The organism is Kitasatospora sp. NPDC057542, from assembly GCF_042801945.1.
Lineage (GTDB): Bacteria > Actinomycetota > Actinomycetes > Streptomycetales > Streptomycetaceae > Kitasatospora.
The window spans coordinates 1-23,634 of record NZ_JBHVFE010000093.1; the positions used below are offsets into that span (position 1 = coordinate 1).

The 23,634-nt window shown below is 71.8% G+C and carries 23 protein-coding genes and 1 riboswitch; of the genes, 13 read left to right on the forward strand and 10 right to left on the reverse strand.

Translation table 11 applies throughout. The features are described from left to right. Window positions 1-118: 118 nt before the first annotated feature. Complete coding sequence (locus tag ACFU7Y_RS14620; RefSeq protein ID WP_224281898.1) at window positions 119-934, forward strand: histidine phosphatase family protein; 816 nt, start codon at window positions 119-121, stop codon at window positions 932-934. Window positions 935-941: 7 nt separating this feature from the next. On the opposite strand, the gene ACFU7Y_RS14625 is transcribed toward ACFU7Y_RS14620, so the two are convergent. Further along, window positions 942-1,934 (reverse strand): helix-turn-helix domain-containing protein, encoded by a 993-nt coding sequence (locus ACFU7Y_RS14625; RefSeq protein ID WP_380768094.1) that lies wholly within the window; start codon window positions 1,932-1,934, stop codon window positions 942-944. 399 nt (window positions 1,935-2,333) lie between these two features. Here ACFU7Y_RS14625 and ACFU7Y_RS14630 point away from each other — a divergent pair, with 399 nt between their 5' ends. Further along, window positions 2,334-2,846, forward strand: coding sequence for a GNAT family N-acetyltransferase (locus tag ACFU7Y_RS14630; RefSeq protein ID WP_380768096.1), 513 nt, complete (start codon window positions 2,334-2,336; stop codon window positions 2,844-2,846). Window positions 2,847-2,853: 7 nt separating this feature from the next. Here the strand turns inward: ACFU7Y_RS14630 and ACFU7Y_RS14635 are convergent, their stop codons facing one another. From ACFU7Y_RS14635 to ACFU7Y_RS14645, 3 genes are all read right to left on the reverse strand, one after another. Continuing rightward, window positions 2,854-4,542, reverse strand: a complete 1,689-nt coding sequence (locus tag ACFU7Y_RS14635) for an ArnT family glycosyltransferase (RefSeq protein WP_380768098.1) — start codon at window positions 4,540-4,542, stop codon at window positions 2,854-2,856. 183 nt (window positions 4,543-4,725) lie between these two features. Continuing rightward, window positions 4,726-5,937, reverse strand: coding sequence for a LamG domain-containing protein (locus tag ACFU7Y_RS14640; protein WP_380768100.1), 1,212 nt, complete (start codon window positions 5,935-5,937; stop codon window positions 4,726-4,728). Window positions 5,938-6,208: 271 nt separating this feature from the next. Further along, window positions 6,209-7,426 (reverse strand): ricin-type beta-trefoil lectin domain protein, encoded by a 1,218-nt coding sequence (locus ACFU7Y_RS14645; RefSeq protein WP_224279765.1) that lies wholly within the window; start codon window positions 7,424-7,426, stop codon window positions 6,209-6,211. 435 nt (window positions 7,427-7,861) lie between these two features. Between ACFU7Y_RS14645 and ACFU7Y_RS14650 the strand changes: the two genes are divergently transcribed. From ACFU7Y_RS14650 to ACFU7Y_RS14670, 5 genes are all read left to right on the forward strand, one after another. Next, window positions 7,862-9,280, forward strand: coding sequence for a glycosyltransferase family 2 protein (locus tag ACFU7Y_RS14650; protein WP_224279780.1), 1,419 nt, complete (start codon window positions 7,862-7,864; stop codon window positions 9,278-9,280). Between the two features lie 5 nt (window positions 9,281-9,285). Next, entirely contained in the window at window positions 9,286-10,362 is a 1,077-nt protein-coding gene (locus tag ACFU7Y_RS14655; RefSeq protein WP_380768101.1) for a glycoside hydrolase family 26 protein, read from the forward strand. Then, window positions 10,362-12,041: a glycosyltransferase family 39 protein gene (locus ACFU7Y_RS14660; protein WP_380768103.1), complete on the forward strand. Its 1,680-nt coding sequence runs from the start codon at window positions 10,362-10,364 to the stop codon at window positions 12,039-12,041. Before ACFU7Y_RS14655 ends, ACFU7Y_RS14660 begins: the two co-directional genes overlap by 1 nt. Before the next feature lie 46 nt (window positions 12,042-12,087). Next, window positions 12,088-12,246: riboswitch (cobalamin riboswitch) on the forward strand. A 167-nt stretch (window positions 12,247-12,413) separates the two neighbouring features. Next, window positions 12,414-14,843 carry a ribonucleoside-diphosphate reductase subunit alpha gene (locus ACFU7Y_RS14665; RefSeq protein WP_374119962.1) on the forward strand — a complete coding sequence of 810 codons (2,430 nt, stop codon included), beginning with the start codon at window positions 12,414-12,416 and terminating at the stop codon, window positions 14,841-14,843. A 20-nt stretch (window positions 14,844-14,863) separates the two neighbouring features. Beyond that, window positions 14,864-15,859 (forward strand): ribonucleotide-diphosphate reductase subunit beta, encoded by a 996-nt coding sequence (locus ACFU7Y_RS14670; protein ID WP_224279777.1) that lies wholly within the window; start codon window positions 14,864-14,866, stop codon window positions 15,857-15,859. Between the two features lie 62 nt (window positions 15,860-15,921). On the opposite strand, the gene ACFU7Y_RS14675 is transcribed toward ACFU7Y_RS14670, so the two are convergent. From ACFU7Y_RS14675 to ACFU7Y_RS14685, 3 genes are read right to left on the reverse strand one after another with little or no spacing between them, the layout of a single operon-like run. Further along, window positions 15,922-16,206, reverse strand: coding sequence for a DUF397 domain-containing protein (locus ACFU7Y_RS14675; protein ID WP_224279760.1), 285 nt, complete (start codon window positions 16,204-16,206; stop codon window positions 15,922-15,924). Window positions 16,207-16,265: 59 nt separating this feature from the next. Next, entirely contained in the window at window positions 16,266-16,475 is a 210-nt protein-coding gene (locus ACFU7Y_RS14680; protein WP_380768105.1) for a DUF397 domain-containing protein, read from the reverse strand. Window positions 16,476-16,502: 27 nt separating this feature from the next. Beyond that, window positions 16,503-17,357 carry a helix-turn-helix transcriptional regulator gene (locus ACFU7Y_RS14685; RefSeq protein ID WP_224279758.1) on the reverse strand — a complete coding sequence of 285 codons (855 nt, stop codon included), beginning with the start codon at window positions 17,355-17,357 and terminating at the stop codon, window positions 16,503-16,505. A gap of 233 nt (window positions 17,358-17,590) precedes the next feature. Between ACFU7Y_RS14685 and ACFU7Y_RS14690 the strand changes: the two genes are divergently transcribed. From ACFU7Y_RS14690 to ACFU7Y_RS14705, 4 genes are all read left to right on the forward strand, one after another. After that, the gene (locus tag ACFU7Y_RS14690; protein ID WP_224279756.1) at window positions 17,591-18,022 is read left to right on the forward strand and encodes an anti-sigma regulatory factor; all 432 of its coding nucleotides are present in this window, start codon (window positions 17,591-17,593) and stop codon (window positions 18,020-18,022) included. After that, window positions 18,019-18,294, forward strand: a complete 276-nt coding sequence (locus ACFU7Y_RS14695; protein WP_224279754.1) for a hypothetical protein — start codon at window positions 18,019-18,021, stop codon at window positions 18,292-18,294. Before ACFU7Y_RS14690 ends, ACFU7Y_RS14695 begins: the two co-directional genes overlap by 4 nt. 382 nt (window positions 18,295-18,676) lie before the next feature. After that, window positions 18,677-18,913 carry a DUF397 domain-containing protein gene (locus ACFU7Y_RS14700; protein WP_224279752.1) on the forward strand — a complete coding sequence of 79 codons (237 nt, stop codon included), beginning with the start codon at window positions 18,677-18,679 and terminating at the stop codon, window positions 18,911-18,913. Window positions 18,914-18,990: 77 nt separating this feature from the next. Continuing rightward, complete coding sequence (locus ACFU7Y_RS14705; protein WP_224279750.1) at window positions 18,991-19,431, forward strand: hypothetical protein; 441 nt, start codon at window positions 18,991-18,993, stop codon at window positions 19,429-19,431. Here the strand turns inward: ACFU7Y_RS14705 and ACFU7Y_RS14710 are convergent. Further along, window positions 19,401-20,087, reverse strand: coding sequence for a hypothetical protein (locus tag ACFU7Y_RS14710; protein WP_380768107.1), 687 nt, complete (start codon window positions 20,085-20,087; stop codon window positions 19,401-19,403). The two genes, ACFU7Y_RS14705 and ACFU7Y_RS14710, sit on opposite strands and share 31 nt — an antisense overlap. 77 nt (window positions 20,088-20,164) lie before the next feature. Between ACFU7Y_RS14710 and ACFU7Y_RS14715 the strand changes: the two genes are divergently transcribed. Then, on the forward strand, window positions 20,165-20,656 hold the full coding sequence (locus ACFU7Y_RS14715; protein ID WP_380768108.1) for a hypothetical protein: 492 nt from the start codon (window positions 20,165-20,167) through the stop codon (window positions 20,654-20,656). Between the two features lie 67 nt (window positions 20,657-20,723). Next, complete coding sequence (locus tag ACFU7Y_RS14720) at window positions 20,724-21,566, forward strand: PaaX family transcriptional regulator C-terminal domain-containing protein (protein WP_224279744.1); 843 nt, start codon at window positions 20,724-20,726, stop codon at window positions 21,564-21,566. 96 nt (window positions 21,567-21,662) lie between these two features. On the opposite strand, the gene def is transcribed toward ACFU7Y_RS14720, so the two are convergent. Both def and ACFU7Y_RS14730 read right to left on the reverse strand, forming a co-directional pair. Further along, window positions 21,663-22,304: a peptide deformylase gene (gene def, locus ACFU7Y_RS14725; protein WP_380768110.1), complete on the reverse strand. Its 642-nt coding sequence runs from the start codon at window positions 22,302-22,304 to the stop codon at window positions 21,663-21,665. A 43-nt stretch (window positions 22,305-22,347) separates the two neighbouring features. Further along, entirely contained in the window at window positions 22,348-23,340 is a 993-nt protein-coding gene (locus ACFU7Y_RS14730; RefSeq protein WP_224279740.1) for a hypothetical protein, read from the reverse strand. Between the last annotated feature and the right edge of the window lie 294 nt (window positions 23,341-23,634).

Consider the following 23,634-nt stretch of genomic DNA (forward strand, 5'->3'; position numbering starts at 1 on the left):
TCCGTGAACACTGGAGAAGGCGGCGCGATCATATGTATGAACAGGCGTGTACGCCGGGCACCACCAGACCGGACCGGCATCCGGCCGGGACCTGATCGACCACGGGGAGCTCGCGGCCATGGCAGAACTCGGTACCACCCTCAACGGCCAGCACCAGTCCACCCAGAGCCAGCACCACCACGTCACCGCGCAGGGCCAGCACGGCACCGCCCACCGCCCGGCGGCGGCCGGCCGGCTGCCGTCCGTGCTGATCGCCACCCGGCACGGGGAGTCCACCGCCAACGTCGAGTTCCAGCTGGCCGAGGCCGCCGGAGCGCTCAGCGTCCCGATCAGCTGCCGCGACGCCGACATCCCGCTGTCGCTGCACGGCCGCCGGCAGGCCCAGGCACTCGGCCACTGGTGGGCCGGCCTGCCCAGCGCCGACCGCCCGCGCAGCGTCTGGTGCTCACCGTACGTACGCACCGCCGAGACCGCCCGGATCGCACTCGCCCAGGCCGCCGGGCTCGGCGTCGTCCCCGTCACCCTGGCCGTCCGCTACGACGAGCGGCTGCGCGACCGCGAACTCGGCGTCCTGGAGATGCTGCCGAAGGCCGCGATCGAGGCCAAGCACCCGGAGGAGGCGGCCCGGCGGCGCAAGATGGGCGAGCTGTACTACCGACCGCCGGGCGGCGAGTCCTGGGCCGACGTCGCACTGCGGGTGCGCAGCCTGCTGCGGGACCTCTGCGAGGAGGAGGCCGGACGACCCGTCCTGCTGGTCGCGCACGACTGCACGGTGCTGATGCTCCGCTACGCGCTGGACCGGCTCACCGAGGAGCAGCTCACCGCGCTCGGGCCGGTACACAACTGCTCCACCAGCCTCTGGCGGGCCCAGGAGGGACGGCTGCGGCCGGACGCCTGGAACGGGGTCGAGCACCTGGCGGCCAAGGAGGACTGACGGTCCGTCAGGGTATGGTCGGTTCGCAGGCCGGGTCCGGGCCGGCGAAGCAGCGCCGGTAGGCCAGCGGCGTGGTGCCCAGCCGACGGCCGAAGTGGTGCCGCAGGGCAGCCGCGTTGCCGAAGCCGCAGCGGGCGGCGATCGCGTCCACCGACTCGGTGGTGGACTCCAGCAGCCGCTGGGCGAGCAGCACCCGCTGGCCGACCAGCCAGCGGTGCGGGGTGGTGCCGGTCTCCTGCTGGAAGCGGCGGGCGAAGGTGCGCGGCGACATGTGCGCCCGGCCGGCGAGCTGCTCGACGCTGGCCTCCTCGGCCAGGTGGTGGCGCATCCAGTCCAGCAGCGGGGCCAGCGATTCGCCCGTGGCCTCGGGCAGCGGGCGGTTCACGAACTGGGCCTGCCCGCCCTCCCGGTGCGGCGCCACCACCATCCGGCGGGCGATATCCCGGGCCACCTCGGCGCCCTGCACCTTGCGCACCAGGTGCAGGCAGGCGTCGATTCCGGCCGCCGTCCCGGCGGAGGTGATCACCGGGTCGTCGTCCACGTAGAGCACGTCCGGCTCGACCGTGGTCAGCGGGAAACGCGCGGCCAGCGCCTCGCTGTGCCGCCAGTGGGTCGCGGCGCGGCGGCCGTCCAGCAGCCCGGCGGCGCCCAGCACGAAGGCGCCGCTGCAGATGGACAGCACCCGGCCGCCGGCCTCGACCACCCCGCGCAGCGCCTCCAGCAGCGGCTCCGGGTAGGTGCGGCGGATGCCCGCCGCGGTGACCACGGCGAGGTCGGCCCCGGCCAGCCGCTCGGGGCCGTACGGGACGTCCACCGCGAAGCCGGAGTGGGTCGCGTGCGGCCCCGGGCGGGCCCCGGCGATCGCGAAGTCGTACCCGGGCAGTCCGTCGGCGGTGCGGTCCAGGCCGAACACCTCGCAGGCCACGCCCAGTTCGAAGGGGTGGATCTCCTCCAGCACCACCGCGACCACGTTCTCCAGCATGCCGTCACTCTTCAGCATGCCGTCCAGGATGCCCCCGCTGCCCGCCGCCGCGGAAGGCGCCGGCTGGCAGGATTTCGAGGCAATCGGTCGTTCCTGCCACTCGTGGCCGCCGCGCCGCCCGGCCACAGTGGTGCCCATGGACAGCGACACCCTCTCCGGCGCACTCGCCCTGGCCGCAGCCGTCGGCGGCTTCGGCCTGCTCGGCGTCCTGATCGGCCGCGAAGCCTCCCGCGGCCCGGCGGCCGGCCGCGACAACTACCACCGCCCGGGCGGCTACCCCGCAGACCCGGCCCGCCCCGAGCGGCTGTACGGCACCCCTCCCGCCGCCTCCCCTCGCCCCGGCGCCGACCGGGCCGCCCTCCCGGCCCGTTCGACCCCGGAGAACCGTCCCACGGAGCGCTCCGGCACACTGGCCCGATGGACTTCCTCATCCGCCAGGCCCTCCCGGAGGACCTCGCCTGCGCCGGCCGGATCACCGTCGAGACCTTCGTCGGCGACGGCTACACCGAGCCCACGAGCAGCTACGTCGAGCTGCTGCGCGACGCCGGCCGGCGGGCCCGGGAGGCCGAGCTCCTCGTCGCCGTCGACGCGGCCGGAGCCGGGGTCCTCGGCTGCGTGACCTTCGCGGTCGGCGGCACCGAGTGGGCGGACATAGCCTCCCCGGGGGAGGGCGAGATCCGGATGCTCGCCACCGCCGCCGCCTCCCGAGGCCGCGGCGTCGGCGAGGCCCTGGTCCGCGCCACCGTCACCCGCAGCCGCGAACTCGACCTGGCCGGCATGGCCTTCTCCACCCGCCCGGAGATGACCGCCGCCCACCGGCTCTACGAACGCGTCGGCTTCCGGCGCACCCCCGAGCGCGACTGGTCCCCCTACCCGGGGATGGATCTGATGGTCTACACGATGGCGTTCCGAGCGGACGGCCCGTCCTGAACGCCCGTCACGGCCTCTTGTCGTACCCGGGCGCCACGTAGACGGTGTACCGGCCGTGTTTCCCGCTCGTCACCACGGTGACCACCCGGTACCCGGCGGCCTTCAGGGTGGGCTGGATCGCCTTGTCGATGGCCCCGGTCTGGGTGAAGTCCAGGACCACGACCTTCCACTCGTGGGCCTGGATGCCGGCCTGGATCGCGGGCACCCCGTTCTGCATCTCGCCGGTGGCCGGGTCCCGGCGGAAGACGGCCACCAGGTCGTGCCACTGCTGCCAGTTGGTCTGCTTGCGCAGGTAGTACGCGGGGACGTTGTAGTTCTCGACCAGGTACCGGTCCTCGCCCTTGACGATGTACGGCTCCAGGGCGGCCACGAACTCCTTCGAGTTCGACCACTCTCCGTACATCTCCCGGCCCTGGGCCGAACCCACCCAGGCGAGCGGACCGACCACCAGGGCGGCGGCCGCCACCCCGGCCGCCAGGTGCAGCCGGCCCTTCAGCCAGAGCACCGTACGGGCCAGGACCAGGCCCACCACGATGCAGGAGAACCAGGCGCCGAAGTCGACGTGCTTCTGCAGGGACAGCCAGGTGTGGATGCGGATCTGGTTCACCGGCGCCATCAGTCCGGCCAGCAGCAGGAGCAGCGCCAGCCAGAACTCGGGCCAGGCCGCACCACCGCGCCGCCGCGCCCGCAGCAGCTGCACCAGCACCCCGGCCAGCGCGACCACCAGCAGCGGGCCGACCCAGCGGGCGGCCTCCGAAGCGACGTAGGAGTACGAGTCGTGGCCCGGGGCGCGCTTGAGCGTGGTGTGGTTGAAGCCGTTGACGTACTTCTCGCCGGCCGCCAGCGCCGCCGCACCGACCGCCACCACGAAGGTCAGCAGCACCAGCAGCCCGCGCCGCCAGGCCTCCCAGAGGCGCAGCGACCCGCGCGGCCCGGCCAGCACCGCGATGCCCGCCACCACCGGCACCCACAGCAGCGCGGCGTACTTGGTGGCGCCGGCCAGGGCCAGCAGCATCCCGGAGGCGACCAGGCTCGGGTAGCCGCCGCCGGTGGTCAGCCGCACCGCGAAGTACCCGGACCAGGCGAGGATCGCCAGCGCCATCGCGTCGTAGGTGGCCAGGCCGCCGAGGAACTGGGTGGGGCCGAGCGCGACGAAGGCCGCCGCCGCGCAGAACGCCGCGAGCGAGCCGTGCAGCCGCCGGGTGGCCAGGTGGACGGCGACGGTGGCGGAGAGCATGAACGCCAGGCTCAGCAGCCGGGCGCCGTTCAGCCCGCCGAGGAAGTCCGCGACGGCCACCACCACCGGGTAGATCAGCGGGGAGCCGGAGAAGAAGGTCTCGTACGTCGACACCGGGGTGCCGTGCCGCAGGTGCGCGATCTCCTGGTAGCCCGCGTAGATGTAGGTGCCCTCGTCGATGAAGGCGGTGTTGCTGAGGATCAGGTGGTACGAGAGCGCCCCCTGGATCAGCAGCACGGCCAGCAGCGGCAGCCAGTCGGCCCGCAACGCCGGCCGGGCCGGGTGCGGCACCCCGGGCGGCCCGGGCTTGCGGCGGCGCCGGTCGGCCGCCGGGTAGACCTGCGCCGTCCCGGTGGCCGCCCGGTCGCGCTCGCCGAGGGCCACTCCAGCCGGCCTGGCCCCGCCGAGGACGGGCTTGCGGGTGGACTCGGGCCGGATCCAGCGGCCGTCCGCGCTCATCAGTACTGCTCCTCATCTGGGACTTCGCATCCGGACGGGCCCTGGAGCCCACGCCCCGGGGCGCGCTTCGGCCGCCGCCCCACACTGCCGGGGGCGGCGGCCGGACGTTCACGAGGGCCGGTCGGCCCTGCGGCGGGTCCTGCGGGTCGTCCTCACCGGCCCGCGGAACCCGCCCCGACGGGCTCAGCCGCCGAGCCAGGCACCGGTCGGCGCGACGGACGGAGGCGAGCTCGGACCGGCCACGATCTTGACGACGTCGGCCTCGGGCAGCACCTGGTCCCACACCTGGATGTCGGCGACTGCGCCGTGCCAAGGGTCGGCCCACTGCGAGTTGGAGCTCAGCCGGCCGACCTGAAGGGTGTTGCCGCCGCTCGGCGGCACCCCGGCCGACTTGGCCGAGGACTGCGGAGCGCCGTTGACGTACAGGGTGATCTGACCGGACGGGTCGTCGTACACGCCGGTCAGCAGCACCCACTGGTTGACCGTGGCATCGCCCTTGGACCAGGCGACCGCCGAACCGCCGCCCGGCACCTGGACCTTGAAGTACCACTGGTCGTGCCCGTTGTTGTTGGCCCGGCCCAGCGAGTACGAGTAGTACTGGCCGTCGCCCTGGCTGACCGCGCTGCGGTTGCCGTTGGGCACGTCGACCAGCACCCGCGCGGAGACGGTGAAGCTCTTGCTCACGTCGACGACCGGGGTGGACGTCGAGGCGAACGAGTCCTGGCCGCTGGGCAGTTTGAGGACCTGCCCGGAGAAGCCGGTCATCGTCCCCTGCTTGGCGTCGGCGCCCAGGTTGAGCGCGGCCGAGCCCTTCTTGGCGGGCAGCGAGCCGACGGTCGGCGGGCTGTCGATGCCCTTGACCGGCGGCGCGCTCGTCGTACTGGACGGACCGGAGACCGTCGGGCTCGGCTGGCCGGTGCCCTGGGCCACCGGCTTCTTCTCCTGGCCGTGCTGGTAGTACCAGTACCCACCGCCACCGGCGGCGGCCACCACGACCACGGCGGTCACCACGCCGATCAGCTTGCGCCGGCGGCCGCGCTTGGCGGACTGCTCGTTCTGCTCGGCCAACGCCTCCCAGTCCGGTGTGGCGGACTGGGAGACCGGCGTGCCGGCCGGCGGAACCGGCGGCTGGAAGCCGCCCTGCTGCTGCCAGTGCGCCACGGGCTGGGCCGGCTGCGCGCCCGGCGGGAAGGGCTGCTGACCGACGGGCGGGCCGGGCTGCGGCATCGGCGCCTGCGGCGGAACCGGCTGCGGCTGTACGGGGTGCGGCTGGACGGGCTGTGCCTGCTGCGGCGCCACCGGAGCCGGCTGCACCGGCCCCGGCACCAGCGGGGCGGGTCCCCCGCCCGGATGCGGCACCGGCGGCACCGGCTGCGCGGCCGGATACGGCGTCATCTGCTGGGGCTGCACGGGCGCAGCGGGCGAAGGCCCGTAGCCGGACGCGGGGCCGAAGGCTCCGCTCGGGGACTGCGGTGGCACACCGGTGGCCGGAGCGGCCCCCCCGGCCGGTGCCTGCTGCGGTGGCGTGGGGGGCTGGCCCGGCTCGCCACTCGGTACCGGTCGATCGCTCATGGCCCGAATGCTAGGGCATCCACCCCGCCACGCCCATGGGGGGTGCGCGGACGAAACGTCAATGCGGCTGCGGTTTCCCGCGCGCGACGCCGACTCACGCAGTTCCGTTGTACGGCAGCTTCCAGCGCTGCGAGACGGTGTCCGCGCACGGCCTCAGGAGCACCGCCGTACCGTCCGCGAGCGCCCCGCCCGCGGTGCCCAGGCACAGCCCGGTGTCCTGGTGCTTCAACCGCTGCCCGGGGGCGGTGACCCAGCGCTGCGCAGGGCCGCCGGTGCACTCGGCCAGCGTCACCGAGGAGCGGTCGGCGGCCGGCGCCAGGCAGGCTGCTCCGCCGCGCAGCGAACCGTCGTTGCCCACCGTCCACCCGGTCGAGACGGCCTGGTCGCCGCAGGATCCGACGGTCACCGGCGTCCCGGCGATCCCGCCGCCGCCGTGCCGCAGGCAGATCCCCGGAGCGCCCGCCGGGACCTCGCCGGCCGGCAGGCCGACCCGGTTGTGGAAGGCGAAGGAGTTGCTGCGCAGGCCGGTCCCGCCGCTCCAGACCTCGAAGCCCGCCTGCACCCGGCACAGGTAGGAGCCCTTGGGGACGTACCCGCGGGCCATCGCGTCGGCGGTGAACAACCGCAGGTTGAGGCCGCGGGTGGTGTGGGTGGGTGCCGTGCGGACGTAGCTGATCACGCTGTGCGGGCCGGTGATCGGCGCCTGGTAGACGTGGTAGCCGGCGTCGCCGAAGGGCAGGGCGTCCGCCACCTTGTCACCGGCGGGCCGCACGTTGTCGGTGGCGTCCAGCCAGATCATCACCTCGGCGCTCTCCCCCGGGAGGCAGTTGTCCGGGCTGGAGCCGTACCAGAGGTCGAAGGAGAGGTTGAAGGAGCCGCTCACCCGGCCGTTGGCGTCCCAGTCGGCGGTGGCGTCGCCGAGTGCGCTGACCGGCACCGGCAGTCCGCTCGCGCCCGGGGCCGTGGAGACGTTGGGGTAGGCGCCCGGGGCGAGCGGGTTCTTCGGAACGAAGTCGTCGGTCCGGGACAGCGTGAACCCGCTGTCCCCGACCGGGTCCACACAGACGGTGCCGGCGGTGTTCCACGGGTTCGGTTCGAGGACCTTGGCGCCGCCGTCCAACGCCAGCTTGGGGAACGGCTCCTGCGCGGTCGAGCAGAGACCCGGCCCGGACGCCACCGTCGTGGCGGCCGGCGGCTCCACCGCCCCGACCTCGCCGCTGCACCCGGCCAGCATCGCGGCGACCGCACCGAACGCGGTGACCGCCCGCAGGCCCCGCGCCAAGCGCCCGGCCGTGCCGTCCTCGATGATCATCACTCTTCCCCGAACCGTCCTCGCCCGTCGAGCGGACAACCGTACACAAGCGCTCCGGCCGCACCCTCGTTCACATCACGATCGGAACTCGATATCGGTTCCTGGTGGCTGACGGAAGAGGGGGGAGCGAACTCCGTGCGATCGGTCCCGTACGATCCTGGCGTCCCCTGGTGCCCGAGCGACAACGGCCGCCGGGCGGGGACGGTTCAGACTCAGTACGGCTTCGGGGGAGTAGAGCACGTGACTGTCACCGAGAGCGCGCGACTCGCGGGAGGCGGTCAACCGCCGGTCTCACGACGCCGCAGCCGGCGCGACCCGGCCGCCCGCAACCGGTGGGGCCTGCTCCCCCAACCCCCGGACAACACCGAGAAGTACCTCTACGCCCGCACCAACCTGTGGGTGCTGACCTGCTTCTCCCTCATCAGCTTCGCCTGCATGGTGGCCAGCGAGATCGGGCTGCTGAGCGCGACGCCGTGGTTCCTCTTCTTCGTACCGCCGCTCGCCTTCACCATCGTCTACTACCTGATCTCCCGTTGGGTGCACGGCTTCAACGAGACCTTCGACCTCTCCGCCCACCGGGCCCTGGTCAAGTCCTGGCAGCCCGAGCGCTATCCGACCGTCGACATCTTCCTGCCCGTCGCCGGCGAGCCGATCGAGGTGCTGCACAACACCTGGACGCACGTCGCCCGGCTGCGCGACCAGTACCCGGGCGAGGTCACCCCGTACGTCCTCGACGACAGCAACAGCCCGCAGCTCGCGCAGATGGCCGTCGACTTCGAGTTCGTGTACGGCACCCGCGACAGGCTCGGCTGGTTCAAGAAGGCCGGCAACCTCCAGTTCGGCTTCCGCAACTCCGACAGCGACTACGTCCTCATCCTGGACGCCGACTTCGCGCCCCGACCGGACCTGCTGAACGAGATGCTCCCCTACATGGAGGCCAACCCGCGCCTCGGCATCGTCCAGTCCCCGCAGTTCTTCCGCATCCTCGACTCGCAGAACTGGATCGAGCGCGGCGCCGGGGCCGTCCAGGAGCTGTTCTACCGGACCGTCCAGGTCTCCCGGCAGCGCAACGACGGCGCCATCTGCGTGGGCAGTTGCGCGATCTACCGGCGCGCGGCACTGGAGGAGAACGGCGGCACCACGCTGATCGGCCACTCCGAGGACGTGCACACCGGCTTCGACCTGCGCCGCCTCGGCTGGGACCTCCAGTACATTCCCGTCGCGCTGGCCACCGGCGTCTGCCCGGACAACGTGGGCGGCTTCTTCAACCAGCAGTACCGCTGGTGCACCGGCTCGATGAGCCTGCTCGGCAGCAAGAAGTTCTGGCAGACCAAACTGCGGCCGGTCACCCGGGCCTGCTACCTGTCCGGCTTCTTCTACTACATCCACACGGCGCTGTTCACCGTCGTCTCACCCCTCATACCGATCGTCCTGCTGCTCGCCCGCCCCGACCTGATCCGCTGGGAGAACACCGCGCTGGTGCTGCCCGGCCTGCTCTACGCGACGATCATCTTCCCGCTCTGGCACCGCAACCCCTACCGGCTGGAGGCCTGGGCCGCCCGCATGATGTACGGCTGGGCGCACGTCTTCGCCATCTGGGACATCGTGCGCCGCAACCGGATGGCCTGGCAGCCGACCGGCTCCAGCGGCGCCAAGAGGAACAAGACCCGTCGGTTCTGGATCGGCGTCATCGCCTGGGGCGGCGGAACGGCCCTGCTCTGGGTGCTGCTGAGCATCTGGCGGATGCTCACCATGGGACCGCTGAACTTCGCCCTCGTCCTCGCCTCCGGCCTCTTCTACGCCACCATCGTGGGCCGGGTCCTCGTCCAGCCGCGCCCCACGGAAGCAGAGTGATCGCCATGACCGCCCACCTCCGGCGGGCCGGCCGGCTCCATCGCCGGCTGGCGCTCCCGCTGCTGACCGCCGCCGGCCTGCTGCTCGTCACCGCGTGCGGCCCCGAGGATCCCGGCTTCGCGATGCAGAAGGACCTGGCCCAGGCCGCCCCCACCGCTCCCGGCGCGACCCCCGGCGGCGCCGCACCGGCGGTGCCCGCCCAGCCCAAGGCCCTGCCGTCCGGCGTCCCGTACGACGTCACGCCGCTGCTCAAGCCGAGCCACAAGTACCTCGGCGCCGCCCTGCCCGACGTCCCCGCCACGATGGACGCGCTGCCCGGCTACAGTTCCGCGATCGGCAAGCAGCCCAACGTCCTGGAGTACTACGCCCACTGGAAGGGCGGCTTCGACACCGCCGGCGTGCGCCGGATCCACGAGGCCGGGGCACTGCCCTTCATGGCCTGGGAGCCGCACGACCGCTCGCTCGCCTCGATCGCGGCCGGCGACACCGACGACTACGTGCGCGGCGTCGCCAAGGCCGTCGCCAAGCTCAACCTGCCGATCGCCATCAGCATCGCCCACGAGATGAACGGCGACTGGTACCCGTGGGGCCGTCAGGCCGCCACCCCCCAGGACTTCGTGGCCGCCTGGCGCCACGTCCACGACCTCTTCGACCAGGCCGGCGCCACCAACGTGATCTGGGTCTGGAGTCCCAACATCACCGACCCCGCACCCAACACCCGCCTGGCGCCGTACTACCCCGGCGACACCTACGTCGACTGGGCCGGCATGACCGGCTACTTCACCCGCACCGGGCCGAAGACCTTCGACGCCCTCTACGGGCCGACCATGGCCGAGATCCGCACCTTCTCCAACAAGCCCTTCTTCATCAGCGAGACCGCCTCCGAGCAGGGCAAGCGCCAGCACGCGGACATCGACCAGCTGTTCTCCGGGCTGGAGGCGCACGACGACATCGTCGGCTTCGTCTGGTTCAACATCGTCAAGCGGGCGGACTGGCGGGTCGAGGCCGTCCCGGACACCCTCGCCGCGTTCAAGCAGCGCGTGTCCGACCCCCGTTACGGCTTCGACATCCGGAACCCCTGATGAGCACTGAATCCGACTTCCCTCCCGTCCCGCACGGCCGCTCCGCCCAGGACCGCCCCGCCCACGGTCCGACCGCCGAACCGGACCCCGACCCCGCCGGGCCCCGCACGGCCGTGGCGGTGGACAACCCCGACGGCGTCGAGCTGGCCCCGTACACCATCCCGCGGGTCCCCGCGATCGGCTGGGACCCGGGCCCCAGCCCCCGCCGCCGCTGGATCGCCCGCGGCCTGCTGGGCGCCGTCCTGACCGTCCAGGCCGCGCTCTCGCTGCGCCTGCTGGCCGCCGCGCACCCCGACGAGGCCGCCGCCATGGTCTCCGGGCGCCAGCAGCTGGCCCACCTGCTGCACGGCACCCCGGTCACCACCGACCTCGTCGACCGGGTGCACGGCTCGCCCTGGCTCTACCCGCCGCTGGCCGGCGCCGCCGCCGACGCCAACGGCATCTGGGGCACCCGGCTGCTCAGCCTCGGCTTCGCGCTGCTCACCACGGTGCTGCTGTACTCGCTGACCAGGCGGCTGTTCAACGAGCGGGTCGCCATCTGCGCCATAGCCGTGTACGCCGTCCTCCAGTCCACCGTCGTGGTCGGCTTCTACGCCGCGCCCGAGTCCCTCGCCGTACTACTGGTCGCCCTCGCGGCCTGGACCACGGTGTTCACCGCCCGCCGCCACCCGGCCCTGGCCCTGCTCGCCGCCCCACCCACGGCACTGGCCTGCGCCGTGGCCTACTCCGCGGCCTTCGCCGTCCCCGCGCTGGTCGCCCTCGCCTTCGCCTGCGCCCGGCCGTACCACCGGGCCGGGCCGGCCGCCGTGCGCGCGCTGCTGGCGGCCCTCGGCACCCTCGTCCTGCTGCTCCCGTTCGGCACCCTGGGCAAGGTCGCCGGGTGGTCGCCCTCGCACGGCAACGCCCCCGGCTCTGCCGGCTCGATCCTGCTCGGCACGCTCCAGTGGGCCGGTCTGTTCACCGTCCTCGCGGTGGCCGGCACCATCGCCTACGCGCGCCGCGAGCAGATGAACGAGCACGACGCGCCGGAGAAGGACGCCGTCCCCACCTCCCGGAGCCGGCGCGCCCTGCTCGGGGCCACCCTGACCGTCACCGCCCTGCTGATCCCCGCCGCCCACCTGTGGACCGGCACCTCCGGCGCGCTGTTCCGCCACCTCGGCTACGGCATGCTGCTCGCCGCCCCGCTCGCCGGGGTCGGCCTGACCCGGCTGGTCGGTGCCCACTTCCGCCATCCCCAGCTCGGCATCCTGGTGTGGGTCGCCCTGCTCGCCCTCGGCCTGGAGCAGTCCGCCCTGCGCTACCAGAACGGGCCCGACTCCGGCCGTCTGCTGGCCGTCCTGCGGGCCCACACGCAGCCCCAGGGCCGCTACCTCACCGAGGTCGACGGACTCGCCGAGTACTACCTCGGCAGCGTCTCCAAGCCCGAGCAGTGGGTCTCCGCGCGCACCGGCACGGAGTACCGCGACGGGGCCGGGGTCCAGCATCACGGCGACGACGGCAGCGCGGCCGCGATCCGGGACGGCTGGTTCACGATGGTCGTCCTCGACAGCACCGCGCCGAGGGCCACCGACCGGGCCCTGAGCGAGGCCCTGACCGCCGCCGGGCACTACCGGCTGGTCGCCCAGTTCACGTCGCCGACCGGCGATTCGAGTACGTACAAGGTCTATCTCAAGCACTGACCGGCCGCCCGGCCCACGCACATCTGCGACACGACAGGCACAACATATGGTGCCGCCGCAGTCTGGCGGCACTACATGTATGCTCACTCCTGCTGTCGATGCAGGGGAACCCGGTGCGAATCCGGGACTGCCCCGCAGCGGTGTGCGGGCGGCTCCAGCAGCCGTCCCGCGAGTCCGATTACCTGCCGGACAGCGTGCGCCACGGCCCTCCCGCAGAGGCCGCGCCGGCACCAGCAGTACCCCTCCGGGCCTCGCGGGCGGGCCGGGGAGTAACCGTCGCGCGACGCCGTCTGCGTTCGCGCCGTGCTCCCCTGCCCAGATCGGCCCGGTACCCCCGATCACCGCCGCCGATCGCCGCCAGGAGAGAGCGCCTTGACCATCGCCGCCTCAGCCACCCTGCCCGCCCAGGGCTCCGGTACCGCCTTCACCGACCCGACGGTCTCCGACCCCGGCGGCGCCCTGCTGCGGCTGCTCACCGACCGCAGCACCGACCTCACCGAGGTGGACCCCGGCCATGTCGCCGCCGCCGCGCTGCGCGGCCGCCACGCCGGCTCGGACTTCGCCGAGCTGCGCGGGCTGGCCGTGGACGCCGCCGCGTCGATGATCGCCGAGGACCCCCAGTACTCGAAGCTGGCCGCCCGCCTGCTCGCGCTGGAGATCGTCGACGAGGCGACCAGCCAGGGCTCGGTGTCCTTCTCCGCCTCGATCGCCGTCGGCCACGCCGAGGGCCTGATCGGCGACACCACCGCGGCCTTCGTCGCCAAGCACGCCGCCGCCCTTAACGGGCTGATCGACGCCGCGGGCGACGACCGCTTCGAGTACTTCGGCCTGCGCACCGTGCAGTCCCGCTACCTGCTGCGCCACCCGATCACCCGCAAGGTGATCGAGACCCCGCAGCACTTCCTGCTCCGCGTCGCCTGTGGCCTGGCGGTCGGCGACAGCGAGCAGTCGGTGCGCGAGGTGGCCGAGCTGTACGGCCTGATGAGCCGCCTGGAGTACCTGACCTCCTCGCCGACGCTCTTCAACTCCGGCACCCGCCACCCGCAGATGTCGAGCTGCTACCTGCTCGACTCCCCGCTGGACAACCTGGACTCGATCTACAACCGCTACGCGCAGATCGCCCGGCTGTCCAAGCACGCCGGCGGCATCGGCCTGTCCTACTCGCGCATCCGCTCGCGCGGCAGCCTGATCCGCGGCACCAACGGCAAGTCCAACGGCATCGTGCCGTTCCTGCGCACCCTCGACTCCTCCGTCGCCGCCGTCAACCAGGGCGGCCGCCGCAAGGGCGCGGCGTGCGTCTACCTGGAGACCTGGCACGCCGACATCGAGGAGTTCCTGGAGCTCCGCGACAACACCGGCGAGGAGGCGCGCCGCACCCACAACCTCAACCTGGCGCACTGGATCCCGGACGAGTTCATGCGCCGGGTCAACGCCAACGAGGACTGGTCGCTGTTCTCCCCGGCCGACGTGCCGGAGCTGGTCGACCTGTGGGGCGCCGACTTCGACGAGGCGTACCGCAAGGCCGAGCTGGCCGGCAAGGCCGTCCGCACCATCCCGGCGCAGACCCTGTACGCCCGCATGATGCGCACCCTCGCGCAGACCGGCAACGGCTGGATGACCTTCAAGGACGCCTCCAACCGCGCCGCCAACCAGACCGCTCTGCCGGGCCGCACCGTGCACTCCTCCAACCTGTGCACGGAGATCCTGGAGGTCACGGACGACTCCGAGACCGCCGTCTGCAACCTGGGCTCGGTCAACCTCGGCGCCCACGTGGCCGCCGGGGCCTGCGCCGACGACCTGCTCGGCGCCATGGACTGGGAGCGGCTGGACGCCACCGTGCGCACCGCCGTCACCTTCCTCGACCGCGTGGTGGACATCAACTTCTACCCGACCACCGAGGCCGGGACGTCCAACTCCCGCTGGCGGCCGGTCGGCCTGGGCGTGATGGGCCTCCAGGACGTCTTCTTCAAGCTGCGGCTCGACTTCGACTCCGCCGAGGCGAAGCAGCTGTCCACGCTGATCGCCGAGCGCATCATGCTCACCGCGTACGAGCGCTCCGCCGACCTGGCCGAGCAGCTCGGCCGCCACGAGGCGTACGGCGAGACCCGCGCCGCCCGCGGCGAGCTGCACATCGACCACTTCCCGACGGCCGCCCCGCAGTGGGCCGACCGCTGGACGGCGCTGCGCGCCCGGATCGCCGAGACCGGCCTGCGCAACTCGCTGCTGCTGGCCATCGCGCCGACCGCGACCATCGCGTCCATCGCCGGCGTGTACGAGTGCATCGAGCCGCAGGTGTCCAACCTGTTCAAGCGCGAGACGCTGTCCGGCGAGTTCCTCCAGGTCAACCCGTACCTGGTGCGCGAGCTCAAGGAGCTCGGCGTCTGGGACCAGCAGACCCGCGACGCGCTGCGCGACGCCAACGGCTCGGTCCAGGAGCTGAACTGGCTGCCGGCCGAGGTGCGTTCGCTGTACCGGACGGCCTGGGAGCTGCCGCAGCGCGCGCTGATCGACCTGGCCGCCGCCCGCATGCCGTACCTGGACCAGAGCCAGTCCCTGAACCTGTTCATGGCGGCGCCGACCATCGGCAAGCTCAGCTCGATGTACGCCTACGCGTGGAAGGTCGGTCTGAAGACCACCTACTACCTGCGTTCGCGCCCGGCCACCCGCATCGCCCAGGCCGCGCCGGGTGCCGCCCGCGCCGCCGCGCCGGTGCCCGTGAACACCCCCTCCCTCACCCCGGAGCAGGAAGCCGCCATCGCCTGCTCCCTGGAGAACCCCGAGTCCTGCGAGGCCTGCCAGTGAGCACCCCTGAAGACCGCAAGATGCTGCTCGACCCCGGCTTCGAGCTGACCCTGCGCCCGATGCGCTACCCGTCGTTCTACGACCGGTACCGCGACGCGATCAAGAACACCTGGACCGTCGAGGAGGTGGACCTGCACTCCGACGTCGCCGACCTGGCGAAGCTCAGTGAGGGCGAGCGCCACCTGATCGGCCGGCTGGTCGCGTTCTTCGCCACGGGTGACTCGATCGTCTCCAACAACGTGGTGCTGAGCCTCTACAAGCACATCAACTCCCCGGAGGCGCGGCTGTACCTGAGCCGGCAGCTGTTCGAGGAGGCCGTGCACGTCCAGTTCTACCTGACGCTGCTGGACACCTACCTGCCCGACCCGGAGGACCGCAACGCGGCCTTCGCCGCGGTGGAGAACATCCCCTCCATCCGCCAGAAGGCCCAGTTCTGCTTCAAGTACATGAACGCGGTCGACCACATCGACTCGCTGCAGACGAAGGAGGACCGCCGCGCTTTCCTCCTGAACCTGATCTGCTTCGCGGCGTGTGTCGAAGGCCTGTTCTTCTACGGCGCGTTCGCGTACGTGTACTGGTTCCGGTCGCGCGGTCTGCTGCACGGCCTGGCCACCGGCACCAACTGGGTGTTCCGCGACGAGTCCATGCACATGGACTTCGCGATGTCGGTCGTCGACACCGTGCGCGAGGAGGAGCCCGACCTCTTCGACGACGAGATGGCCAAGCAGGTCACGGAGATGCTGGAGGAGGCCGTCGAGGCCGAGCTCCAGTTCGCCCAGGACCTGTGCGGTGACGGCCTGCCCGGCATGAACACCGCCTCGATGCGCGAGTACCTCCAGGCTGTGGCCGACCAGCGCCTGGCCCGCCTGGGCCTGCCGATCCGGTACGGCTCGGCCAACCCGTTCGGCTTCATGGAGCTCCAGAACGTCCAGGAGCTGACCAACTTCTTCGAGCGTCGCGTGTCGGCGTACCAGGTGGCCGTCGAGGGCTCGGTCGCCTTCGACGACGACTTCTAAGAGGTCGGATACGACAGTGGTGCCCCGCACGGCCGCAGCCCGTGCGGGGCACCACTGTTGTTTCAGTCGGTCGGAAACTCCCCGGACTTGACCCCGGCGAGGAAGGACGCCCAAGCATCGGCCGCGAAGACCAGCGCCGGCCCACCCGGCTCCTTCGAGTCCCGGACCGCCATTGCCGCCGACCGGGTCTGGGCCTCAAGACAGTTCCCGCCCTGCCCGCTGTAACTGCTCTTGCGCCACTCACCTTCAGGGACGGCTACGACCTCGGCCACTTCTACGCAATCGCTCTGCGCGCCCGAGTACGACGACTTACGCCACACGATGCCTCCGAGACCCACCGCGATCACGTCTCGCCTCCACAGACCAGTGACGCTAGCCCAGCCACATTCAAGCGATCGAGACGTATCTACCTATCCGAGAGTTCTCCGGCCTTCACGCCCCGAACGAACGCGGCCCAGGCATCGGCAGTGAACGCCAGAGCTGGCCCACTTGAGTCCTTCGAGTCCCGAACAGCCATCCCGCCCACCATCAACAGCCGGGTCTCCACGCACTCGTTCGCCTGGGCGCTATAGCTGCTCTTGCGCCACCCCTGAGTGGCACTGTCCGGCACAGTCACGCGCTCACACCCCTTCTGATCTCATCGTCATGTCGCCGCCGCGATGGCCGCGATCATATCCAGCGACTCCTTGGGGTTCAGAGCGGCCGATCGCAAGTATTCGAAGACCAACCCATAGCCATCCAGTTCGCCTTGCTGCTCCAGATAATGGCTGCTTGTCAGGGTTTCCAGGAAGACCGCTCCGGGAGTAGGCGAGTCAGAGAAGCCGTACATCACGAAGGCTCCACATGCGCCGGCAGTAGCACCGACCTCCAGCGGCACCACTTGCAAGGTGACGTTGGGGAGCTGCGCCATCTCCGCGAGATGTTCCAACTGCTCCTTGTGAACCTCCACCCCTCCCACCGGACACCTGAGCGCAGGCTCCCAGATGATCGCCCAGAATCGGGCCGGATCCGGCTTCGCGAGAACTTCCTTCCGCTCCATACGGATCTCGACCAGCTGGTCGATGCGCTCTGGTCGGACGGCAGCAGGGTTGGCTTCAAGTAGGGCGCGAGCGTAGCGCTTCGTCTGCAACAAGCCCGGCACAACCATGGTCTGCCACATGCGGATGTAGCGAGCATCATCTTCCAACCCGAGAACATCGACATACGCCGATGGGATGGTGTCGCCGTAGTCGTGCCACCAGCCGCGCTTCTTGCTCTCCCGCGACAACTTCTCCAGAGCTTCACGCTCCCTGACGCCCACCCCGTACAGATCCAGCAGGATCCCGAGGTCCAGCCGACGAACGCCCGAAACCCCGGTCTCTATGCGGCTGATCTTGGCGCGGGAACAAGCGAGGGCCTGAGCCGCGTCCTCCGTCCCCTTGCCCGCAACTTCGCGAAGGCGGCGAAGTTCCGAGCCGAGTCGCCGGGCGCGGACAGTCGGCTTCGATTCATCAGCCATGCGCAAGTCCTCTCACCTAACGGCCACAGTGTGCCTTGTGACGGTTCGTCAATCCAGCGTAACCACATCTGCATCGTTGCAGTTGTTTCGCTTGCAGGTTGCACCAATCCAGGTGCATGCTACCTGGCGTAGTGAGTACCGCCACACAGCGTTACTTCGGTGGGGCTCACCACCGGGCATCCCCATGCCTTCTTCAGCTGTCTTCACCCCGCACCACCGGAGGTGGCCCCGCCATGCCTGAAGCCGTCTTCCCCTCCCCCATCGAGCAGACCTGCCGGCTCACCCGGCACCGAAAGTCCGCCCGAACCGCCCGCCGGAAGCTCCACGACTTCCTCCTCCCCCACCCCTCGGGCGAACTCCTCCTCCCCACCGGCGAGTTGCTGGTCAGCGAGCTGGTCACCAACGCCATCCAGCACTGCCGCGCCCCGCGCGACCGGCACATCCTCGTCCGCTTCCAGCTCTCCCCGGACGACACCCTCCGCATCGAGGTGCACGACGCCGACGGCGAGAAGCCCGCGCCCCGCCCCATCTCCACCTCCTCCGAGACCGGCCGAGGCCTGTTCCTCGTGCAGGAGTTGGCCACCCAGTGGGGCTGCTGCCCGCGCGAGGGCGGGATCGGGAAGGTCGTCTGGTGCCACATCTCCCCCGAGGCGGGCGCCGCGTGAGCGCCGTCCGGGCCGGGATCGCCGGCATCATGCGCCCCACCGACTTCCCCAGCGTCGACCACGCCCTCCCCGTCCTCTGGGAGCGGGTGCGCGAACTCCCCATCCGTGAGGCCCACCGGGACTTCATCCGGATCTGCATCGGACCCGGCGGCGGCGAGGGCGTCGCCCGCTGCCTCAGCCGTAACGACACCTGGAGCACCACCCTCTACGTCGGCGAGATGACCGACTGGACCGCCCACCCGATCACCATCGCCACCATCGACCAGCCCTGAACTCCCCCGCCCCCGAACGGCATTCACGCCGGGCGGGGGCTACCGAACTCGGGGCAGAGCTGTGGAAGCTTCGACAGGCTTCCGGCGAGGAGGCCAAGGCCGTGGCGCGCAGAGCCGTCACGCCGCCGAACAAGTCGAACAAGACCCATCAGCCACCAGATCCGTCTGGGCCTCACGACGCGGGAAGTCGGCCGGTCCGACTTCTCGCGCACGGGTTCGGTGGGACCACCTGGGCGTTGGACCTTTGCCTGCCGGCCGGCTCACCACCGCATCGGCCTCCGGCGCTGCCGGGCCGACCTCTTCCCCTCATTCTTCCGCCCAGGTCCTGGGCGGGGCGGGGCCGTTCCATGCCGCCCCGAAGCGATACCGAAAGGTGCAGACGATGACCGATCACAACCTGTACGAACTCGACCTCTCCCGAGTCGAGTTCAACCGCGCGTGCGGCGGCAACCAGGGCGGGGGCGACGACGGCGAGTCGTGCGTGACCCTCGGGCTGGTGCAGCACGGTGTCTTCGCCCTCGGCGACAGCAAGCGTCCCGACCGCGAGCCCCTGCTCTTCACCGCCGAGGAGCTGACCAACGCCGGGATCGACCCGGCTCGGTTCGGCCTGCGCGCCTGACACCTCCCGAACCACCCCGGCCGTCCGCAATTCCGTGCGGGCGGCCGGGGCACCAACCACACCGAGGAGCAGCACAGTTGCACTTCCACGGTTACGAATGGGCCGGCGACGGCCGGCTTCTGGCGAAGGAATCCGAGCGCCGACCGATCGACCGCGCACAATTCGGCCACTCCGACCTGCCACCTCTGATGACAGGCTGGTGGCTGCTGCGGCCCGCCGCCCAGGTCCGGAGCACCTGGTCAACACCGGCCGATGCGGCCGACTGGCTCGTACAACGCTACGCGGAGCACGCGCCCGGCGGAGACCCCTGGCTCCCGCTCTCCACCCGCCGACAGCACGCGCTCGACCAACTGGCCGATCACTCCGACGTGGTGTGGTCCCGATGGGTCTCCGACAGCCGATGGTCCGGCCACTACGTGATCGTGTGCCCCAACCGCATCTGGACCGACGTCCCCTGCCCAGCCGCGGCGGACGGACCAGCACGGCGTCAGAAGTCGCCCTCCCAGTCCGGCGTGTAGAAGGTGGCCTCGCTGACCACGGTGTCTCCGGCCCTGACGGCCCCGACCCAGATGTTGGTCCCCTCCACCCCGCCGTCTCCGCGAGGGGTGAACCTCAGGAGCGTCCCGCGATCCGCGGCGATCTGCTCCAGGGCCGCGTCGACGTCGGATACCGCCCTGCCGGTCAGACGGATGCCCTCGAATTCCACCTGGGGGCCGGTGCGCCCGTGCACGGTCACGGCGGACAGCGTGGGAATGCCTTCACGGCCCCAGTAGTGGGCGGTCACCCCGGCACGGTCGAAGTGGTCCTCTTCCAGGGACCACGGTCCGACCCCCTGCCAAGCCCAGGCGTGGAGTCCTCTGCGCGCGGCCGGCGATTCGCCGTCCAACACGGCCGCCACCTGGGGTGGGCTCATCCCGAACCGCAGCGGGCCCACCCCCTCGGCGGGTGTCCAGTCCCAGCGGGGCCGGTCGCTGTCAGCCGCCACCGGCCAGGCCCCGGGGTTCGCGTCCAGCTCGCGGACGTCGCGCCACCGGACGACCGGCTCGGAGCCGTACGGGTCCTCGGCCACCTCGGGGCCCGTGATCAGGACGCTGGTGAGCAACGCTCCTCGCCGGGCTTCCTGTTCCACCAGCTCACCGCCGCACCCCCACCACCCGATGATCTTGCCGGCCACCCTAGGCCCGACCTCCGACAAGGGAGCCGGCCTCTCCTCGATCGCCAAAATATATCGAACCTGCTACGGTCGTATTCATGATGAAAGAAACCGGCGCCCAGTCCGCCACGACCGAGCTCCGGATGCCCCTCGACACCAAGGTGGCCGTCTGGGTCTTCTGCGGCACGGTCGGCGCCGGCCTCGGCTTCGCCGTCCCGTGGCTGCTCCAGTTCGCCGCCAGGCACCCGATCCCCTACGCGGACACCGTCCGTTTCCTGGGCTCGTTCACCTCCCCGGCCATGGTGGTCGGCCGGCCGCTGGTGCTCGCCGCCGTCGGGCTCCTGATCGGGATGTTCGTCACCTACCACGCCGCCACGCTGCGCATCTCGGACGAGAGCATCACCATCGTCGAGGGCGACGACAGCCGGGTGATCGCCCGCGACCAGGTCGGCGGCGTCTTCCGCCACGGCGGCAAGGTGCGGATCGAGTCACCGCTCGGACGCGTCCTCTTCGACGACGACGTCGAAGGCGGGAAGGCGGCCATCGCCTCGGCCTTCCGCCGCCACGGCTATCCCTGGGAAGGCGCCTGAGCTCCCGTGTGGCAGATTGACCGGACGGCCCCGCGCAGGGGCACGTGATCGAGAACCGAGGTCTCCCGTGTCCGCATACAAAGCCGCACCGCGAACGGTCGTCGAGGCCTGCTTCGACCCGCAGGGCACGGCCGCACTCGACTACGTCTACGACGTCGCCGCGGCGGTCGGCCTCTCGGACCAGCCGGTCCGGCTGGCCGTCCGCCGGCTGGAGGCGGCCGGCATCCTGCGCCAGGAGGGGCGGGGCCGCAAGGGCCGTCTCGTCCTGACCGACGCGGGCAGGCTCCGCTCGGACACCGACGTCCGGTTCGTCGCGCTCGCCTACGCCCAGGACGCCGGTCTCGTCCCCTGGGACGGACTCTGGCGCCTCTACACCTTCTCCGTCCCCGAACGGCACCGGTCGGAACGCGACGCCCTGCGCACCGCGCTGACCCGGCTCGGCGCCGTCCCGCTCGCGCCCGGCGCCTACGTCAGCCCCCACGACCTCCTCGACGAACTCGCCGTCGAGGCCTCCGCGCGGACCGTCGGCGCCTACCTGATCACGGCGGAGGCCACCCGTCTGACCGGCCCGGGCTTCACCGGTCCCACCGCCACCGCGGAGCACCTCTGGCCCTCGGCCGAGACGGTCGAGGCCTACCAGCCGCTCGCCGAAGCGCTCGCCGAGGAGCCCCTCGGCCCCGACCGCGGCCCCGTCGAACTGGTCGCGACCGCGCTGCGCCTGGCCGAGGCATTCACCCACGCCCTGGAGCGCGACCCGCTCCTCCCCCCGGAGCTGCGGCCCACCCCCTGGCCGCCGTCCCGGGTGCGGCGCGACTTCCACGAGGCCTGGACCGCCATCCGCGGCCGCACCCCCGACCTCTCGCTCTTCCGGGCCTTCGACACGGAACCGGCGGCCACCGGCCGTTCCTGATCCCCGCGTCCGGCACGGCTGTTCCGTGCCGGAGCGGACAACGCACAGGGCCGGTACGGAACTTCCGCACCGGCCCTGCCAACTCGGTTTCGATCCTTACGCGTTCGGCACGGTCGCGTACTTCGGGGTGCCCTCGGCCATCTGCCGCAGGGCGTCCTTGCGGTCCCGCTTCGACAGCTTGTCGATGTAGAGGGTGCCGTAGAGGTGGTCGGTCTCGTGCTGGAGGCAGCGGGCGAAGAAGCCGGTGCCCTCGACGCGTATCGGCTTGCCGTCCTTGTCGACGCCGGTGACCGCGGCGTAGTCCGGGCGGGCCAGCTCGGCGTAGGCGGTGGGGACGGAGAGGCAGCCCTCGTTGCCGTCGTCGAGGACGCGGCGGCGGTCGGCCGGGTACTCCTCCAGCACGGGGTTGATCACGTGGCCGATGTGGCGCACGCCCTCGTCGTCCGGGCAGTCGTAGACGAAGACCTTGAGGTCGACGCCGATCTGGTTGGCGGCGAGGCCGACGCCCTCGGCGGCGTACATGGACTGGAACATGTCGTCGATCAGTGCGGACAGCTCGCCGTCGAAGGCGGTGACGTCCTTGACCTCCCGGTGCAGCACCGGGTTGCCGACGACGGTGATCGGGCGCGCGGTGCCCTTGCTGAGGTCGGGCTCCTCACCGATCACCTTCACGGGCGTCTCGGGCGCCGTCCCCTCCACGTCGTGCTCGTGCTCGTGCTGCTCGGCCTGCTCCGCCATGTCTTCCGCTTCCGTAGGTCTACGCGTTACCTCACCAGGGTACTCAGCACACTTCTTCGAGATCCCGGTAAGCCCGACTTCCCGGGGCCGCCGCGACCCAGCGGTCCAGCAGGGTGCGCACGAGGTGGGCCGGGGCGGCGATCCCGCACTCGCGCTCGACCAACCAGGACATCCCGGCCGCGCCGCCCTGGCTGAGGTGGCTGAGGTGGCCGGGGTGGGCGGCGTCGCCGTCGTCGTGCGGGTCGTGGTGGGCGGCGACGCCGTCGTCCGAGGCCATCCGGCTCTCCGAGCAGGCGCGGCACAGCAGCCGCACCGAGGAGGTCCAGTCCTCGGCGGCGTAGCCGGCGTCGGCGACCAGCCGTTCCAGCGCGTCCCGGTCCCCGGCGGTGGCGGCCTGGAGCAGCACCACGTAGGTCGGCACCGGGGAGGGCGCCCACAGCTCGATCTCGTCGAACACCGGGTAGGCGACGCCGTCGGTGACCCGCTCGCCGTGCGGGGCGCCGTCGTGCAGCACCACCTCGCCCCAGCGGCGGCCGGAGGAGGGCAGCGGGATGGACAGCACCTCGATCCGGGCCGGGTCCAGCCGGCGGCCCCAGACCACCTCGGACTCGCCGTCCGGGGAGAGCCGCACCGGGGTGGTGCCGAGGTCCAGGCTGACCGGGCCGTCCGGCTGCCCGCCGGGGCCGCCGGGCAGCTTCAGCCCGTACGCCTGCCAGGCGCGGCGGGCCAGCGGCCAGTCCTGGAGGGCGGTGGCGGTGATGCCGAGGTTCCACCAGTCCGGGGCGCCGTGCTCGCGGTCCAGCAGGGCGACGGCGCGCAGGCCGGCCGAGCGGGCCTGCTCCCAGTCCCGGCGGAACTTGTGCAGCAGGGCGAGGTTGAACCAGGAGTCGGAGAGCCACGGCTCCAGGTCGGCGGCCATCACCAGCAGCGCGCCGGCGTCCTCGTAGCGGCCGTCGCCGATCAGCGTGAAGGCCCGGTCGGTCGTCTGCCGCCAGGTGGCGGACGGCCGGTGCCGTGCCCGGTGGAAGATCCTCACGTTCGTCCCTGCCGTCGTCGTCCGCTCAAGTCCCGTGCCACCGTGCCCGTCCCGCCTCGGACGGCGTTCCGGGCCCGGTGTCCCGGGTCGGTGTTCCACGCTACGACCGCATCCAACCACGCTCGCCCCCGCCCGCGCTCCCCACCGCCGAGGTTGGGGCCCGCCCCTCCCCAGCCTGCCTGTCCGATCCCGCCCGCTCAACCCCTGACGCCCGGGAGCCGGTTCCCGGGCCCCGCGACGGCGGCGGACGGCCCGTGCTGCGCGAGCCCCGCGCCCCCGGGCCCGCCCGTCGGG

What these genes read in the sequence shown, in the direction of transcription:
- ACFU7Y_RS14620 (WP_224281898.1), top strand. Translation starts at nt 119, where the DNA reads ATGGCAGAACTCGGTACCACCCTCAACGGCCAGCACCAGTCCACCCAG.
- ACFU7Y_RS14625 (WP_380768094.1), bottom strand. Translation starts at nt 1,934, where the DNA reads ATGCTGAAGAGTGACGGCATGCTGGAGAACGTGGTCGCGGTGGTGCTG.
- ACFU7Y_RS14630 (WP_380768096.1), top strand. Translation starts at nt 2,334, where the DNA reads ATGGACTTCCTCATCCGCCAGGCCCTCCCGGAGGACCTCGCCTGCGCC.
- ACFU7Y_RS14635 (WP_380768098.1), bottom strand. Translation starts at nt 4,542, where the DNA reads ATGAGCGCGGACGGCCGCTGGATCCGGCCCGAGTCCACCCGCAAGCCC.
- ACFU7Y_RS14640 (WP_380768100.1), bottom strand. Translation starts at nt 5,937, where the DNA reads ATGACGCCGTATCCGGCCGCGCAGCCGGTGCCGCCGGTGCCGCATCCG.
- ACFU7Y_RS14645 (WP_224279765.1), bottom strand. Translation starts at nt 7,426, where the DNA reads ATGATCATCGAGGACGGCACGGCCGGGCGCTTGGCGCGGGGCCTGCGG.
- ACFU7Y_RS14650 (WP_224279780.1), top strand. Translation starts at nt 7,862, where the DNA reads ATGGTGGCCAGCGAGATCGGGCTGCTGAGCGCGACGCCGTGGTTCCTC.
- ACFU7Y_RS14655 (WP_380768101.1), top strand. Translation starts at nt 9,286, where the DNA reads ATGACCGCCCACCTCCGGCGGGCCGGCCGGCTCCATCGCCGGCTGGCG.
- ACFU7Y_RS14660 (WP_380768103.1), top strand. Translation starts at nt 10,362, where the DNA reads ATGAGCACTGAATCCGACTTCCCTCCCGTCCCGCACGGCCGCTCCGCC.
- ACFU7Y_RS14670 (WP_224279777.1), top strand. Translation starts at nt 14,864, where the DNA reads ATGCTGCTCGACCCCGGCTTCGAGCTGACCCTGCGCCCGATGCGCTAC.
- ACFU7Y_RS14685 (WP_224279758.1), bottom strand. Translation starts at nt 17,357, where the DNA reads ATGGCTGATGAATCGAAGCCGACTGTCCGCGCCCGGCGACTCGGCTCG.
- ACFU7Y_RS14690 (WP_224279756.1), top strand. Translation starts at nt 17,591, where the DNA reads ATGCCTGAAGCCGTCTTCCCCTCCCCCATCGAGCAGACCTGCCGGCTC.
- ACFU7Y_RS14700 (WP_224279752.1), top strand. Translation starts at nt 18,677, where the DNA reads ATGACCGATCACAACCTGTACGAACTCGACCTCTCCCGAGTCGAGTTC.
- ACFU7Y_RS14715 (WP_380768108.1), top strand. Translation starts at nt 20,165, where the DNA reads ATGATGAAAGAAACCGGCGCCCAGTCCGCCACGACCGAGCTCCGGATG.
- def (WP_380768110.1), bottom strand. Translation starts at nt 22,304, where the DNA reads ATGGCGGAGCAGGCCGAGCAGCACGAGCACGAGCACGACGTGGAGGGG.